This window comes from Hydrococcus rivularis NIES-593 (assembly GCF_001904635.1).
Taxonomy (GTDB): domain Bacteria; phylum Cyanobacteriota; class Cyanobacteriia; order Cyanobacteriales; family Microcystaceae; genus Hydrococcus; species Hydrococcus rivularis.
In genome coordinates this window covers 130,195-147,626 of record NZ_MRCB01000003.1, presented here as the reverse complement: position 1 = coordinate 147,626, position 17,432 = coordinate 130,195, and the positions used below count along the sequence as shown (strand labels likewise).

General features: G+C 48.2%; 8 protein-coding genes and 1 pseudogene. 3 read left to right on the top strand and 6 right to left on the bottom strand.

The genetic code is table 11. The annotated features are described in order from the left end of the window. Nucleotides 1-2: 2 nt before the first annotated feature. The 3 genes from NIES593_RS04535 to NIES593_RS04525 are packed head-to-tail and all read right to left on the bottom strand — an operon-like array spanning nt 3 to nt 2,337. The gene (locus NIES593_RS04535; protein ID WP_073598448.1) at nt 3-365 is read right to left on the bottom strand and encodes a hypothetical protein; all 363 of its coding nucleotides are present in this window, start codon (nt 363-365) and stop codon (nt 3-5) included. A gap of 31 nt (nt 366-396) precedes the next feature. Continuing rightward, complete coding sequence (locus tag NIES593_RS04530; RefSeq protein ID WP_073598447.1) at nt 397-1,293, bottom strand: ABC transporter permease; 897 nt, start codon at nt 1,291-1,293, stop codon at nt 397-399. A 24-nt stretch (nt 1,294-1,317) separates the two neighbouring features. Further along, nucleotides 1,318-2,337 (bottom strand): ABC transporter ATP-binding protein, encoded by a 1,020-nt coding sequence (locus tag NIES593_RS04525; protein ID WP_073598446.1) that lies wholly within the window; start codon nt 2,335-2,337, stop codon nt 1,318-1,320. A 243-nt stretch (nt 2,338-2,580) separates the two neighbouring features. Here NIES593_RS04525 and NIES593_RS04520 point away from each other — a divergent pair, with 243 nt between their 5' ends. Both NIES593_RS04520 and NIES593_RS04515 read left to right on the top strand, forming a co-directional pair. Next, nucleotides 2,581-6,153 carry a WD40 domain-containing protein gene (locus NIES593_RS04520; protein WP_073598445.1) on the top strand — a complete coding sequence of 1,191 codons (3,573 nt, stop codon included), beginning with the start codon at nt 2,581-2,583 and terminating at the stop codon, nt 6,151-6,153. A gap of 310 nt (nt 6,154-6,463) precedes the next feature. Then, nucleotides 6,464-7,123, top strand: coding sequence for an HAD-IB family phosphatase (locus tag NIES593_RS04515; protein WP_073598444.1), 660 nt, complete (start codon nt 6,464-6,466; stop codon nt 7,121-7,123). On the opposite strand, the pseudogene NIES593_RS04510 reads toward NIES593_RS04515, so the two are convergent. Continuing rightward, nucleotides 7,109-7,331 (bottom strand): annotated as a pseudogene (locus NIES593_RS04510) (class D beta-lactamase); the annotation flags it as partial. The gene NIES593_RS04515 and the pseudogene NIES593_RS04510 overlap by 15 nt on opposite strands. 402 nt (nt 7,332-7,733) lie before the next feature. On the opposite strand from NIES593_RS04510, the gene NIES593_RS04505 reads away from it, so the two are divergent. Continuing rightward, nucleotides 7,734-8,273, top strand: a complete 540-nt coding sequence (locus NIES593_RS04505; protein ID WP_073598443.1) for a Dps family protein — start codon at nt 7,734-7,736, stop codon at nt 8,271-8,273. 291 nt (nt 8,274-8,564) lie between these two features. Here NIES593_RS04505 and NIES593_RS24785 read toward each other — a convergent pair whose 3' ends face one another. Further along, the gene (locus tag NIES593_RS24785) at nt 8,565-16,256 is read right to left on the bottom strand and encodes an esterase-like activity of phytase family protein (RefSeq protein ID WP_073598442.1); all 7,692 of its coding nucleotides are present in this window, start codon (nt 16,254-16,256) and stop codon (nt 8,565-8,567) included. Between the two features lie 622 nt (nt 16,257-16,878). After that, nucleotides 16,879-17,427 carry a YqeG family HAD IIIA-type phosphatase gene (locus NIES593_RS04490; RefSeq protein WP_073598440.1) on the bottom strand — a complete coding sequence of 183 codons (549 nt, stop codon included), beginning with the start codon at nt 17,425-17,427 and terminating at the stop codon, nt 16,879-16,881. Nucleotides 17,428-17,432 lie beyond the last annotated feature (5 nt).

Below are 17,432 nucleotides of genomic sequence, written 5' to 3'. Positions count from 1 at the left end.
AGCTAATTTTGAGGATTGGGATCGGTCACCGCTTCTGGCTGTCGATTTTGCAATTGCTCGTTTTGTTGGCGCTTGAACTCATCAGCTGCATTTCTAATGCCGGAATCCGTCTCTTGCTGAAACTCGCCCATACTGCGACCGCGATTTGTATTGGCGCGGTGAATTAGGTCGAAAGCGTTAAAAGAACCGCTACCGATATTACCGCCCAAAACATTTTGTTCGTTAGATTGATAGCCGTCGCGATCGCGATTATCCATCGAATTGACCGACTGAGCTAAAGTTGACTGTCCGAAAGCGACTGTTGCTCCCAAGCAGAGACTGAAAGTTATCGCTAGTGTTTTCAAGGTAGAGTTGTAGCTTTTCATAATAGATAAACCATGGAACCCAGAGAATTTTTTAGGCAAAACGGCGACGGAGTAAGGGTTGAATTGCTAACAATACTAGCGCATCAAAAGTCGCCAAAATTAGCAGCGTGCCGCTAAAATCGAGCGATGCCCAGGGCGTATGCAGCACCACGCTATTAAATGTCCAGTCGTTGTTGAGATAGAGATAGCGAATCGGATCGATCGCGTAGGTTAGGGGATTGAGACTGGCAACGATTTGTAACCATCCTGCCATGAACGAAAGTGGCGCTAAAGCAGTGCTGGCAAAGAGCAAAGGCAAGTTAGTGACGAAGATCGCGGCAATCAGTTCGATATGACCGGGCAAAGCAAACGCCAAACCCAAACTCAATGCCGTCACGCCTAAAACGATTAGAAAGACGATGAGGGCAATTGTTCCCAATCCAGCTAAACTGGGCAAACCCGCCCCCAATAAGGCGCTAGCTCCCACGATAACAGCCGTTTGGATAAAGCTGAGGGCGATGATATAAATCGTCGAAGCTGCGACAATCGAGTAGCGCGAGGCGAGGGGCGCGACTAATAGGCGATTGAGGAAACCGAATTCGCGATCGAACATGACGGGCAAACCCGCATTCAACGCGCCCGAAAAAGCCGTAAAAACGATGATTCCAGGAGCGAGAAATTTGGCATAACCGAGGTCATTTCCGAACAACCCTGGCGGGGCATTGTAAAACAACGCGCCAAACAAGATTAACCACATAAATGGTTGAATAATCCCAGCGATTAAGGTCGAAGGACGGCGTTGGAGTTGAATAAACAGGCGTTTGGTTAGGGCTAAAGTTTCTTGTAGAAACTCTCCTAACCCATTGCCGGCTTCATCTACTTGCTTTCCCATCGAAGGATTCGGCGCTAAACTCGGCTCAAATTTTGACGGTGTAATCGTTTGACTCATAGCTTTATTTTTCTCTTTCTAACTTCATTTCATTTCTTGTTTTTTCTCTGCCTTAAGATCGCGAGTGCCGACAGCAGCTAATTCTGCATCTAATAAAGTCCGTCCCGTGGCTGCTAGATAAACATCGTCGAGACTGGGACGCGATTGTGCCATGCTAAAGATAGGCAAGCCAGCTTCTTGCAAGGATTGTTCGATCTGGCTGAGAGGGTTGCCCCCAGAAGTGACGATGAGGTTGAGGGAATTTCCTTGAGCGCTATTGATAATGACTTCTTCTACAAATGGGAGAGCTTGTAAAATTTCTTGAGCTTTTTGCGCTTCTTGGGCGGGCGAGAATTCCCGAATGCGCAAGGTAACGCGATCGCCGCCAACTCTATTTTTTAATTCCGATGGCGTTCCTTGAGCAATCACCACTCCTCGGTCGATAATCGCCAAGCGATCGGCAAGCGCGTCGATTTCTTCTAAATAATGACTCGTAATCAACACCGTCGTTCCGGCTTCTCGCAGCTTGCGCAGGAAATCCCAGACGACGAAACGACTTTCGATATCTAACCCGACACTGGGTTCGTCGAGTACCAGGACTTCGGGTTGATGGAGCAAACCTGCTGCCAAATCGAGGCGCTTGCGGATTCCTCCCGAATAAGTTCCCGTTTTCTTATCGGCATATTCTTCTAAACCGAGCAATGCGAGCAATTGCGCGATGCGATCTTTAGCTTTCTCCTTGGGCAAGTGGTAGAGCGCTGCTTGCAACTGAAGTAATTCCCGTCCCGTCAGGACTTTATCGAGGGCTACTTCTTGCGCCACATAACCCAGTCGCCTGCGTGCCGCTTTGGGGCGATCGATGACGGAAACTCCGCCAACCTCAATTTTGCCAGCATCGGGTTTGGTTAGGGTACACAGACAGCGAATCGTCGTCGTCTTCCCAGCACCATTAGGTCCGAGTAAGCCGAATATTTCTCCGCTTTGGACTTTAAAAGAGATATCTTTAACGGCTTCTAGGGAGCCGTATCGTTTTTTTAGCTGTTCGATGATAACGGCAGGAGCCATAAATGTTTCCGTGCTTGGACAAGCTATACAATTCTCAACATTTTCTTCTTCCTATTGTAGGCGCTTGACGGGCAAACCGAAGCGATCGCTAAACTAATGCGACTTTTGAAGCATTAAACTACTCCAATTTTGGAAGAGCAATTGCGCCGGGCGCAGCGCCTGGAAGGCGGATCGCGCTTGTGGGTTCGGTGCGGCGCTTGAGATAAGCTAGAGCTAATGGCTTAATCGACCTTTTTGCCGCCCATGCATGACTTCTCTGCTGTACCTTCTGCCCTCAGTTCCGGTTGCCTATACAAAGTTGGTGGAAGTCTAGCATTCGATCACCCTACCTATGTAGAACGAAGGGCAGATAAAGAACTTGTAGATGCCCTCAGATTGGGAAAGTTTTGCTATGTCTTCAATTGCAGACAAATGGGCAAGTCTAGCCTGCGCGTGCGTGCCATGCATCGGCTTCAAGCCCAAGGTATGAGTTGTGCATCGATCGATCTGACCAGCTTGGGAAGCCATGTTAGCCAGCAGCAGTGGTATAGCGGGATTATTACGCAGCTATGTTTGGGTTTTAATCTGACTGAAAAAATTAATTTAAAAGCATGGTTGAGACAGAGAGAAGAACTTCCTCCCATTCAAAAATTGGGACAGTTTATTGAAGCGGTAATTTTAGTCAACTGTCCGGGGAAAAAAATTCTTATTTTTATCGATGAAATTGATAAGGTTATCAGTCTTGATTTCCCTCTAGACGATTTCTTTTCCTTAATTCGCTTCTGCTACAATCAGCGGGCTGAAAATCCGCAATACAATCGCCTAGCGTTTGCCTTATTTGGGGTTGCCACGCCTTCGGACTTAATACGAGAGAAAACCCAAACGTCCTTTAATATCGGAGTTGCGATTGAACTAACGGGTTTTACAATCGAAGAAGTTCGACCCCTAGAGCCAGGATTAAAAAACATTGCCGAAAATCCTAGCGCCGTTCTCAAAGAAATATTGTCTTGGACGGGAGGACAACCCTTTCTCACTCAAAAGCTTTGTCAGATCGTCGCTACGGCTGACACTTTCATTCCCTTAGGCGATGAAGCAGAAATTGTCGAAAAAATAGCGCGCGATCGCATTATTGAAAACTGGGAATCCCAAGACGAACCCGTCCATCTCAAAACAATTCGCGATCGCCTTTTGGTCAACGAACAACGCGCTGGCGCGCTTCTGGGATTCTATCAGCAAATCTTGCAACAAGGATTCATCGAAGCAGACGGCAGTCCCGAACAAAGCGAATTGCGGCTATCGGGGTTAGTCGTCAAGCGCGATGGGAAATTACAAGCCTACAACCCAATTTATCAAGCCGTTTTCAATCGCCCTTGGGTAGACAAACAATTAGAAAAGCTGCGTCCTTACGCCGAGGCACTCGTCGCTTGGCAAGTTTCTCAATATCAAGATGAATCTCGCCTGTTGCGAGGGCAAGCTTTAAAAGACGCGCTAGCCTGGGCTGTGGGAAAAAGTCTTAGCAACGTAGACTATCAATTTTTGACCGCCAGTCAAAAATTAGACAAACGAGAAGCCGAACGCAAATTAGAAGCCGAACGCAAAGCCAACAAAATTTTGACCGATGCCAACGAAAGAGCCACGCGCATGATTCGCATCGGTTCTGCTATTTTAATCGTTTCTGTTGTGGGATCGGCGATCGCGCTCTCGACGGCAATTTATGCCTTCAACAAGCAGCAGCAAGCTCGCATCGGCACCCAGCTTCAAAAAATGGGAGATACGGCGTGGCGACAGTTCGAGTTCGAGCAAATCGAAGCCTTGCTCACAGCTATGAAAGCGGGACAAGAATTAGAAAACCTGATTCAAAAAGACAATCGTCCCTTGCAAGACTACCCCGCTACCAGTCCCATACTCGCTCTGCAACAAATTCTCGACACCATTCAGGAAAAGAATCAGCTAGAAGGACATCAAGAGACAGTCAACAGCATCAGCTTCAGTCCCGACGGGAAATGGATTGCTACCGCTTCTAGGGATGCAACGGCTCGGTTGTGGGATCGACAAGGTAACGGGCGCGTTATCTTTCAAGGACACCACAGCGATGTCTATAGCGTTGCTTGGAGTCCCGACGGACAGACGCTGGCAACGGCTTCTAAAGACGGTACGGTCAAACTTTGGAACTTACGCGGGCAGGAACTAGCCACGTTTAAGGGACACGAAAGTTCCGTCTATAGCGTTGCTTGGAGTCCCGACGGCACGAGAATCGCCACGGCTTCGAGAGACGAAACGGCTAGGATCTGGGATTGGCAGGGCAGGCAGCTGGCGATCTTAGTAGGACACCAAAGGTCGGTCGATGATATTAGTTTTAGTCCCGACGGGAAACAGATAGCAACTGCTTCCAGAGATGGAACGGTGAGGCTGTGGAACTTAGAGGGCAAACAGTTGGCAATTTTTCAGGATGCTTCCAATGCCTTCTACAGCGTCGCTTGGAGTCCAGATGGAAAGCATATTGCTGCCGCCGCTAGAGACGGTACGGCGAAAATATGGGACAGACAGGGCAATCCGATCTTGACTCTAATAGGACATCGAGAATTAGTCAATAGCGTTGCCTTTAGCCCTAACGGAGAGAGGATAGCAACGGCTTCGAGCGATGGAACCGCTAAGCTGTGGGACTGGCAAGGAAACGTGTTGGCAACGCTTGCAGGACATCAAGAACCTATCTATGATGTGGCGTTTAGTGCCGACGGGCAACAAGTGGCGACTGCCTCTAGCGATACTCTCGTCAAGCTATGGAACCTTAAAGAGAAACCCCCAGGAGAGTTTAAAACTATAGAAGATACTGTCACTAGCGTTGGTTTTAGCCCTGACGAACAATTAATTGCGATCGCTTCTAAAGATGGCATGGTTTATTTACAAGATTTGCAGGGCAATCTCAGACATCAGTTCAAAGCCCATCGCGATCGAATTTACAGCATTAATTTCAGCCCCGACGGTCGGCAAATTGCTACTGCCTCAAGCAACGGTATCGTCAAAATTTGGAATTGGCAAGGCGAAGCGTTAGTAGAATTGAAAGTCAATTCCGTTCCCGTTTATGGTGTCAATTTTAGTCCCAACGGACAGTTGCTGGCGATCGCGTTTAGAGATGGCGATGTCTGGTTGTGGGATGTGAGAGGAGATCGACCAAAAAAAGTCACGAGTTTTAAGGCGCATCGGGAAGCGGTTTACAGCGTCAGTTTCAGTCCCGTCCGCCTGACGCTTTCCCCGGAAGTCGGACAACAAATCGTCACGACCTCCAGAGATGGAACGGCTAGGCTGTGGGATTTGCGGGGTAATCTATTAACCGAGTTTAAGGGACATCAGGATTTAATTTACCGAGCCACTTTTAGTCCCGACGGGCGCACCATTGCTACCGCCTCTAGAGATGGGACAACTAAGTTATGGAACTTGCAAGGAAACCTAATTGCCGATTTGAAAGGCGATCCCTTCCCCGTCTACAGCGTCAGTTTTAGCCCCGATGGAAAAAGAGTAGCAACGGCTTCTAGCGACGGGACGGCGAGGGTTTGGGACTTACAAGGAAATCTCAGGGCAGAGTTTAAGGGAGATCGAGATTTGCTCTACGGAATCAATTTTCAAGCCGAGCGATCGCCGTTTTCTAAAAAAGATAGCCAACAGGTGGTAACGGTTTCCAGGAATGGCACGGTTAGACTTTGGCAAGTAGAAGAAGAATTAGCGAGATTGGAAGGTCTTCTCGAACAAGGATGTAAGTGGTTGAACGATTATTTAGTCAGTCATTCGCAAGAACGAGAGAAGCTAAAAGTTTGTTCTCAATCGGCTTTTTCTAAGTAGCCGTCACTAACTGCCATCTCTAGAAGGCATGAAAATCTATCGGTTCTGTTGCAAAAAATTACGGTAGTTTGGTAGAAGTAAAAATTGTGGCATGACTCGACTCCTCTGAACCCATTTTGTAAATGAACCCAAAGTCACTTTTCAAATGGCTCAAATGGCATCACTTTTAGTCTGAAATTATACTTTTTATACTTTAAGTTTTTGCAACACAATCCTCATACCAATCTGAAAAATCTTGGCTACAGATAGATTTTTCAAACCTTTACTTTATAAGATCGGTCTTTCTCAATCCCAAATCCCAAATGGTATCATGTCCCAATCCCCTATCTACCAAAAAGTTGTTTTCTGCGACTTTGATGGCACTATTACTGCGATCGAAACCTTTGCGGGAATGCTTAAAGCGTTTGCCCCAGATTTATCGGCAAAACTGATGCCCCAAATGTATAATCGCACCCTAACGCTACGAGAAGGCGTTCGCCAACTGCTAGAATCGATTCCCTCCTCTCGCTATCCCGAAATCCTTAAGTATGCCTCGGACAAACCCATTCGCCCTGGATTAGAGGCTTTACTAGACTTTCTCGATCGCCAAAACACGCCTTTTGTCGTTATTTCTGGCGGACTGCGGGGAATGGTAACGAAAGTCTTATCTCGCTATGGACTTTTAGAAAGAGTAGCTGCTATCTCTGCCGTGGACGTCGACACCAGCAAAGACTATCTGCAAGTTTACTCGGACTATGAAGGAGAGACAGAATTAGTTGCTAAAGTACAAGTGATGGCACGATATCCCGCTCAAGAAACGATCGCGATTGGCGATTCCGTTACGGATATTAACATGGCACTGAAAGCTGATTTGGTTTTTGCTCGCGATCGCCTCATCGATTATATGGAATCGGAAAATAAACCTTATATTCCCTGGAACGACTTTTTTGAAATCCGCGATTTTCTGCAAAAGCGCCTACAGCAGTCCTAGATCGTTGAAGCAACGGCGCGTCAATGCCATTCGGGCAAAGGCATCTTTTTCTTGACGAATCTCTATATTTGTGGCAAAAAAGTAAACATTTTTTCTTTCTCTAAGTACCCAACCAACCATCCGATTTGGGGTTTCCGCCATCGTCAAATCCAACCCAACCCGTCTTGTCCCTGATTGTGTCGTCAGGCGTTTGCTCTAGAATCATTAGACCTCCTGCAAAAATCTAAGATGGCTATGTAAAATAGAGTAGCGCGATCGGACATAATCATGACGTATTCTCAGATAAAAAATTTAAAGCCGACAGAGTTTAAATAGCTGTGTGGGGTGTATCCAGAAACTTTTAAAGAGATGGTAAAAGTCCTAGAAGCTGAAAAAGTATTACAGAATAATTTGATTGCTGGAATTTATAATTATGAGCTTTTTGTTGACTCAAATGTAGCGATCGCGTAACACTTTTGCAGGAGATCTATTGAATGAAAAATGGTATCACCTATTCCCAAAGGTAGATAAACGCAGAAAATAAACTGGGGAACTCTTACATTTAACAGATGTTCGATCGAGATCGACCTGCTCTAATAAAAGAGAAGTTGCATTGGTACAGTATTTAGTGATGCCTAAATTAAATATTGGTCTTACAGAAGAACAAAGACAAGGCGTAATTGGACTTCTCAATATCGATTTAGCAGACTTTTATTTGCTGCTAATTAAGACCAAGAAATATCACTGGGATGTGATTGGACCTCAGTTTCGCTCTTTACACGAGTTGTGGGAAGAACAATACGAGACTTTGACTGCTAACATCGATCGGACTGCCGAAAGAATTCGCGCGTTGGGTGGCTACCCAATTGGTACTGCTCAAGGATTTCTCCAACATAGCACCATTCAAGAGCAACCCGGCACGCTGCCCACTGCGAACGATATGGTGATGAGCTTGGTTAACGACCACGAGCAAATTATCCGCAACTTGCGCGAGCATGTCGATCGTTGCAGCGATGAATTTCACGATGAAGGAACGGCCGACTTTTTGACTGGCTTGATGGAAGAACATGAAGAAATGGCTTGGATGCTACGTTCTTTTATTGAAGGGGAAGATCTTAAGCCAAGCGGCGATCGCCCTGGATCTGAACTTAAGGAATCAATTAGTATATAGCATACAAGCTGGTTGAGTAACAAAACTCAAATCGCCCTCACCCCAACCCCTCTCCCGCTCTGGGAGAGGGGCTCTCAACTTAAGACTTTGGAGTGAAGTCCCTTCGCCCCTTGTGGGAGAAGGGATTTAGAGATGAGGGGACAAAGATTTGTCAGTCAACCAGGCATACAAGTCAAAGCAATTGCTTTTGAGGGCAATACCAATCATGATTCCAGAAGCTGCGCGATCGCCTTCAATTGATAAAGAGAAGTCGGAATTCGGAAAAAATCCTTCCGACTTCTCTTGTTTTTTCTAGCCAAAGACAAAATTGGTTTCGGCAAGGCTATCGGCTTGAATGCCTTGTAGAATGGCAACATCTCGACCGAACGCCTCAATAACCGCGTCATTGCCTGCCTGACGCAGATTCCAATCCCCTCCCAATGCCCCGTAGGTGAGACTGGTGTCGGCAAAACCGATAACATCGCCTTCGGTACTATTGAAGTCAGTAATTGTATTCGCTACAGAAGGCAAGCCATCATCGCTGCTGGTAATCCAGAATTGGTCGGCTCCAATGCCACCTGCTAGTAAATTATCGCCCTCCCCCGCACCGAGGAAAAAGCGATCGCTTCCCTCTCCTGCCGAGACGATATCCTTACTGCCATCAAAGTTTCCGCTAGGATCGGCTGCATCGAATACATCATCGCCAAAAGTCCCAAAGACAGTTTCTGGGAGTTCCGTACTGGCGGGCGCGACATTAGCGCTCAAAACCTTATCCTCGCGGAAGTTCAGGTTTTGAATGCGGGTATCTTCTTCGGGAGCCACATCTGCTACATCAAACGGATTCTGTTCGTTAAAATTGGCAGCGAGATATTCCGCTAGCGCATCCTGTTCCGAACCGTCGGCAGCAAAGGTAGCGACACCCGTGCGGCTGCCAGGATCGGGATTTTGAGAGTCTTCTGTTACCAACTTCACTGGATTAGTGTTGGCAAACGTCGCGAAAGGATAGTTATCGCCGCCACCGGCGAGGAAGTCAAGCGTAACAGTTCGGAAGGTACGGTTAGGATCGCCTTGCAGTTCGCCGTTTTGGACGACGACATCGGTGACGTTGCCTCGATTGTCAGTAACAGCTAAGGACAAAACGCGATCGCCCGCTGGCAAGTCGGGGTCAAAGCTAAAGGAAATGCCCGAAACTTGAGGAAATTGACCGGGCGTTTTGCCGGGTGCCGTTGCTGCCACGCCGTGTTCGATAGTTTGGAGCAGCTGTTCGGCGGTTAAAGTCAGTAAGGTCAATCCATTGTTAAAACGTAAAGAATTGGCAATATCTAACTGGGAAATATCGCCCTCTTCTTTACCCGCTTCGGGATTAGCTGCGGTCGGCAGCAAGGTAAAATCATCGGGATCGGTCGAACCGCCCGCCGCCGCGATCGCGCCGATATTGGAGCGAATGCCGCCGCCATTTTTGATAGATATGACCGTGCTGGGATCGACCGCTTGAGCCGCCGCCAGGTTAGCATCGGCAGTTAGATTCCCTAAGTTGGTTTCCTCGGTGCGAACGAAGGTGCGATCGCCTCTGAGGAAGACATTGGTCTTGCCAAAGATCTTGCCGTCTTGCTCGTTAATTACATTAGCTAGGGTGTCGGTAATGGCTACCACTTCTGGATCGGGAGTTCCGCCGACATCGGCTACTCCCTGCTCGTCGGCAGCATAAGCGCCGCTGATGTTGGGGTCGATGCTTTCAGGAACGAGAACCCCATTGGCATCGAAGTCGGCAACCAAGCGCCCGACATACTGGTAATTGGCATCGGTGTTGACGATCGCGATCGGTTCGCCGGAGGCAGAGATAGTTAGGATGGGATAAGTGCCGCCGCTAGTATCTCCGCTTCTGAGGCGATCGCTCTCATCCGAGAGCAAGGTATGGGAACCGCCTGCAACAATAATATCCACATCCCTCAGCAACGGGGCAACCGCTTGCTCGATACTGAGTTGTTGGAAGTGACTCAGTAGGACTACCTTATCGATTCCGGTTGCCGTTAGCTCATCTACTGTCTTCTGAATTTCAGCAGCTAAGGCAGCAACATCGTTGGGATCGGAGGGAATCACGCCTACATCGCCAGAGGAAGAAATCGAGGGGAGAAGCGGTGTCGTCGCCCCTACAATCCCGATTTCTTCGCCATTAACCGTAATTACGGTACTTTCGGCAATTGTATTAGGAATCGTGCTGGCTTCTTGCCCGTTTGCCGTTACCAGCCCGCTCAAGTTGTTGTCGGTACTAAAATCTAGATTGGAACTGAGGTAGGGAAATTGAGTACCGCGATAGGCATCGTCAGGGCTAATCAATCCTTGGACTTCCCTCGTTCCCAGATCGAATTCATGATTGCCCAATGCTGAGGCTTGAATGCCAATTTGATTCAAAATTTCAATGTCGGCTCGTCCTATCCCTGCTGTGCCGACGGGGGTATTAGCCAGGGAAGGATCGCTAGCGGCAAACAGGAAAGGACTGGGAATGTAATTGTCTCCAGAGGACAAAACCAAGGTATTTTCATAATCATCCCGTAGCCCGTTAACGACGGCGGAGAAGCGCGGCGCATCGTCTAGTGCCTCAACACCAGCCTCAAAGTCAGATCCATGGAGAAGTTGCAGCGTAAAAGCTTCTGACGCTGGTTCGGGTTTTGACTCTGTCAAGCGGAAGCGCCCTAAGATGGGTTCGTGGTCGCTTGCTTGGGTGGAAAAATCGGCATTGATATGAACGCTGTCATACTCAGCATTTTCATACAAGCGATCGCTGGCAAATATATGGTCGAGAGACTGGGAATTGCCTTGAAAGTTGTACGAGTAGGTAGCATCGTCGGTTGCTTTGCCGATAAGGTTGGTCAATACTCGCTCGTCTCCTTCACCCGCCAGCCGCGACAGCGTATCGGTGAACTCAAACGTATTGAGATCGCCCGTCACGATGACATTAGCGTCGGGATTTTTTGCTAGAAGTCCGTCTACGAAGTTATTAACGACTTCTGCTTGAGCATTGCGCTCATCTTCCCCAGCTTGAACAAAGGGTTGAGTTGCCCCAAAAATAGGCGTACTGCCGACGCGCGATGTCCAGTGATTGTTAATTATGGTGACTGTCTCGCCGTTGAAGGTAAAATCAGCCACTAGCGGATCGCGAGAATCGTTAAACGCCTCGACATCCAGCGACTGGAGCGAGTTTTTGTTAAGTTGAACTCGCTGTGGATTATACAAATAAGCAACTCGAATATTGCCGCCCGGTTGCCCGCCGGAAGTGCCATCTGCTGGCGGGACTTCAGCAAATTGATAAGTAGGACCGCCAGCGGCAGCAATCGCATCTGCGAGGGCTTGTAAGGTGCGATCGCCTGCCGTCGTGCCGTCGTCCGTGGCGCCGCTATTGTCCTGAATTTCTTGCAGGGCAAGGATATCGGGCGACTTGAGATTATTGACGATTTGAGCGGCGATTTGAGCGATTTGCTCGGTGTCGGACGGATCGAGATTCAGAACGTTGTAGCTGGCAACGGTAAGCTGGCTTTCTGTGCTGACTAAGGTAGTTTCTTCTTGTCCGAGTCCGCCATCGGTGACTTCAAAAGCTTCGGTAGCGACAACTTCGTAATTCCCAAAGTTATAGTTAACCACTCCCGTCACGTCGCTCAATTTGTCCGCAACTTTGACCCTTGCCTCAAAGTCGGGCAATACCTGTGCGTCTAGTTGTACTTGAATGCGTTCGGGATTGGTATCGTCAGCTTGCAAGGGAATGCCGCCGCGAGAATTCAAACCGGGCGTTGCTAGCACTCCTTCGTCCGTAACCGTCCAAATTTCGCCAAATTCGTTGGTAGGAGAAACGGCAACGGGATTTTGAATCGTTACCCGCATTCCTTCTAGACTTTCGTAGAAGTCGATCGCGTCTTCCTGGGGATCGAAAACTTCAAAATTGTCGTTTTCAACGATTTCTGTTGGCGGCGTGCGTCCTCCTTTGCCCAAAACCACTGCCGCTGGCAGGTCGTTACCCGTCGATTTTGTCGCAATCGTGGGGCTGACAATCTGAGTGAGCGAAAGATTTCCCGTATCTTTGCCGCCGGGAACAAATTCTTGTACTGTGCCCTCAATCTCTAATTCATCGCCAACTGCGACGGTGGGGGCTGAATCGGTGAAGACAAAAATCCCCTCTGAAGTCGCATCGTTGCCATCTCCCTCGGCATCTTGCAAGTAGAAACCTCGCTCGTCTACTGCCGTGACAATCCCAGTCGTTTTGACAGTTTGACCGACTAATGAGGAGGTCTGACTTTCGCCTTGAATCGCAGAAATTTCTACCGTTCCCTTGCTATTATTTTGAGCGCTAGGATCTGATGCCGGAGTGATTTGAGCGGTTGCGATCGCTGATGGGGAGGGATTGCGATCGCCGCTAGCCCCACCAAGACGGGGATCGAGATTGAGAGGTTCGGGTAATTTAATCTGAATAATTTCGGTGTTGTCGATTTCTGGCGGACGACCGATAGAGAAGGGATAGTTGTTGTCGTTGGCAACGAGAAGAGTATTTTCATCGATGACTAACAAGTCTTCGATGGTGACGAAGGGAAAGGTAAAGGTCGTGCTGCCATCGCCGTTGATGTCGTTAGGATCTTGCACGTTCAGCAGATCCACCAATTCTTTTTTGAAGACAAAGCCATTATCGTCTACTTTAGAGAAGTCAACTTGGAAGATTTTCTTGAACTGGGCTTTTTCGCCTTCATTGCCATCCCGTTCGATAACTAGGAATTCGTTGTCGTTGATGGGCGTAAAATCGCCGATCGCGTGGCTGGGATCGTCTAGGCGGTAATATCCAACTAAATCCTCGGAATAGGAAGACGTAGCAACGTCATACTTGTAAATGCGCAGGGCATTATCGGAATCGCCCTCTACCGATCCTTCTAGTAAAGGATACAGGGTGGCGCGATCGGAGCTGTATGCCATGCCCTCAAAGCCGCGAGAACTGGCTAAATTAGCTTCTTCTGGGTCGTCGGTCAAAAAAGGGTTATCGGGCGATCGCACGAATTCGCCAATAACGCGATCGCGTACCAAATCTCCCGTCTTGGGAAAGTCAGTAAAGAACCCATCCACTCCCAACTGGATGTACTGTTCGTACTCTTCTTCTGCGGTTTGAGGCGTTCCATCTTCTTTCAACACCAAGAATCGTTCTTCATCGCGGAAGGTGTAGGGATGCACTTGCAATCCGGCTTCGTGGGCATCCCTAACCACCGGAAGCACTTCTCCGGTGAGTTGTTCTGTAATTTCGGGTACGCCGTCCCCATTGCCATCGACTGGCGTATCCAGCTTTTCGGTAAGAACGAAAGTGCGCTTCCAAGGTCCGATCCCATCGGCGTAGGTAGCCACAAAATCCTTCAGGAGGTTAACGTCTGGGTTGCTGCCTTGATTAATTAAATCGCCGTAAGTCGTCTCAGCCGTAATTAAATCCGTTCCATAGATCGATACGGGATCGAAGTTGGGATCGCTGAAATTGGCGACGATATCGTAGGGCTGTAGTTGGAATTCGTCGTACAACTGCACCAGGGGCGTATTTTCTAGCGGCGTTCCAGGCAAAAGTTGCTTGTCCAACTTCAGCAGGTTCTGCACTTCAAAGGACTGAATAAACAGTCGATTGGGATCGGTAAAACCTTTATCTAGTAAAGTTTCTACCAGAGGCTCTTCAAGGGACAGTCCCTGCTGGGCGAAGTAGGTGGGATGCTTGGTTTCGGGATAAATACCAATTTTTTGCCCCGTCCGCGCTTCGATATCTTGTACGAGGTCGATAATCTCCTCAAGCGTAGGAACTTCATATAGCCCGTTAAAAGACTGGTCGCGGTAATCGCGAGGCTGAACGGCTCGCAGCGTTTTAATTTCTTCTAGCGTAAAGTCTTCGGCAAACCAGCCCGTATAGCTTACGCCATCAACGGTTTTAGTCGTTCGGCGGTCTGCAAATTCTGGACGAGTAGCAACGTCGGTAGTCGTGTTGGCTGGGATGACTTCGCCTGTTGCCGGATCGACAACTGCAAGCATGGGTTCGTGACGGGCGATTAATACCCCATCTTTCGTGCTGACTAAATCGGGTTCGATGAAGTCAGCCCCTTGTAAAATCGCTCGCTCGTAGGCAGCTAAAGTGTGTTCTGGTAGTTCGCCGCTAGCACCTCGGTGTCCGATGACTAGCGGTTCTTGTCCGTTGAGGGTTTTCAGATTGGGGAGATTGGGAGTAGAAATAGGCGCTTCTTGTAAGACTCCGTTAGCATCAAAGTGTAGCAGGTATGGACCGAATTCATCTCCTATCCAGAAGCTGCCATCTTCGGCAACGACGAGCGATTCTACATCGAAATCCGCCCCCGTCAGCAATCGGTCTTCAGTATTTGCGTTAGTAATTTCCCAAGGAATTAGCCGATTGGGATCGGATAATTGGACGAACTCTTCTACATTAACGCTGCCGTCTCCAGCTTCCGAACCGACAAAATTGGGGTCTGCTTTATAAATCCGCAACAGATAATCGGCACTGTTGTTTTTTGCGCCAAAACCATTGTCGGAGAGGAACCAGAAGTTTTCTCCATCGGCAAACTGAACGCCGCTAAAGCCTTGAATTGGCTGCCCTTCAAAAGGGCCGGTGCGATCGTTAGCTGCAATTGGCTGTCCCTCGCCATTGTCTGCACCCGCCGGAGGACCTTGTGCAAAACTATCGGCAGGAAGCGAAGCAAATCCCTCTAACTCTGGACGCGGCACCTCCTCTGGTTTAACACCAAACAAGGTTTGGTACATGAGGCGATAAATCTCGGTGTTGTCCAGGGTGCTGGGCAGTTTATCTGCATTCATGCCGAAGGCTTTAGAAACGATACTGCCGGGAACGTCGGACTGAGTTGCCCAGCCAACCCCGAAGGGATAGGTATTGCCATTAGCGTCGGGTTGAGAGACAAAAGGCTCGGTATTAGCTCCGTTGGTGCCATCGAGGGGAACTTCGGTTCCCGGTTCGGTTGTCGGATTGACTTCCTCGGTTCCCACGGTTTCATCGGCTGCTAGGGGATCGCGCACTTCTAAACCGCCAGCATCGCTATCGGCAGCCGTAATTAGCAGCGTATTGGGGTTAACGTTATCGATATAGTTCTGCGCTACCCCGATCGCGTCGTCGGCTCGTTTGGCTGCTTCAACTAACCCGGCTGCGTTATTATTGTTGCTAAAATTGTCCGTGCCTTCCTCTTCCATCACCACCATAAATCCATTGGGGTTCTGGGAGACGATGGAGAGGGCAGCTTCTAGCATCTGCGCTACTGTGGGGGGAGTTTCATTGCCCGGTTGTCCGTAATTTCCTAATCCTTCGGCGGTGTTGACTTCTTCTGGCTGGTCGTTGTAAGTATCTTCTGCTGCAAAAATCCCTAAAACTTTCTGAGTTCCTGGGGGCAGATTTTGCAATTCTTCGAGGGTGTAGACGACTGTATAGCCTTTTGCTATTGCTTCTTCTATCAGGTTGCGTCCGTCTTTTCTAACCCCTTCTTCTCCGAAGCGTCCGACAACGCCTTTAGGCAGGTAGTGGATTTCGCCTCCGCCGAGGATGACGTTGGCTCCCGATTCGACAATTTGAGCGGTAATGCCCGTAAAATCGTTGCGGTTTTCTGCTTGTGCTAGAAACGCTCCCGTTCCCGGTTCGGCGATAATACCGGAGTTTATCACTGCCGTAGCTTTTCCGGCTTTAATTGCCTCTTCCATGATGGTCAGTCCGGTTTTGCCAGAGGCGGGAACGACGGGATTGCCGTTTTCATCTAAGCCGTAGGAACTAGCCTGTACCTTTACGCCCATGGCATGGGTAACTGCACCAGCGTTGGAAGTGCCGGTGAGCTGGTCTTTCATGTGTCCCAGATATACTCCGGCATTGGACATCCTGTCCCAGTTGAGTCGCCCATCGGGCCCATAATGGAGGAAACGGGCAGCCGCGTAGTGAGATGGGCTAGTGCCGTCTGGGTGGATGAAGATGACGCTGTTGGTGTTCGCCATAGTTATCAAATTCTGTTAAGAACTCCTCAAAAGGTTAAAAAAGAGCTACCCTAGCACAGAAGTCATGACCAACTTCCCGTACTCTTGCGCTGGTAAGGTTTACCATTTAGTAGAGTTTCATTCCCAGGTTAAGAAGCGAATAGATTTGGGTTAAATTTTGTGCGCAATTCGGTATCGCGATCGCCTTTCTGTAACGGTTTATGACAATCGCGCTTTTGACTTCAATTCACAATTATTTCGCTTTTAGCAAATTTAAATTTCATGGCATTTGTTTGCCAAAAACTTGGATATTGCCAACAGTAATGGTTGGTGTTTTGTCAGTTATTGCAATTTAGTTATTTATTATTTTTTAGTCTTATTGATTTATTTTATTTTGACCTTTTCTATCGATCCCTTTCCTTAAGCTTTACTTGTTTCCTCCGATTCCCGTCGATTGGCAATACATCAGAAAGCGCCAGATCCATCTTTACTGATGCCAGAACTAGCGCTCTCCATTTTCTTATTGATTTTTATTATATTTAGGGTCTTTATATTGGCTGACCCCATTTGAAACCTATATATAGAATTCCCCAAATTTTCCGAATTCTTGAATTCCTTAATTATTTTTTTATCTTTCTTTTTCTTAAGTCTCGTCACTTTTTGTAAACATTTGTTGAGTTGTCGTTAAAGATACGCCAAGTTTTTTGGATAGCCAAACTTCAAAGTTACGGATGGCGTAAGAACGTGCTGCCATGGCGGGATCGACCATTGGCTCTACTAAAATAGTAAACATTCCCAAGCGGTTGCCTGCGATCGCGTCGGTAAAAAGGCGATCCCCAACCATTGCCACCTGCGAGGCTGGTAAATTTAATGCCTCAAGGGCTTGTCTCAACTTCCGCCGAGATGGCTTTCTCGCCCCCCAGATATACGGCGCATTAAGGGATTGAGCGATCTTGCCGATGCGATTTTCGCTTAAATTGTTACTAACCAGCCAGATTTCCGCTACCTGTCTAATTTCAGTCGCCCATTGGATCAATTCTTCAGATACTTCTCTAACTCTGAGGGGAACTAGCGTTTCATCCACATCCAAAACCAAACCTTTAAGTTGGTAATGGTGCAAAATCTCTGGCGTTATGCCCAACACGGTATCTCCTAAAATGAGATCGGGCTGTAGAATATCTACCTTCAACATCGATC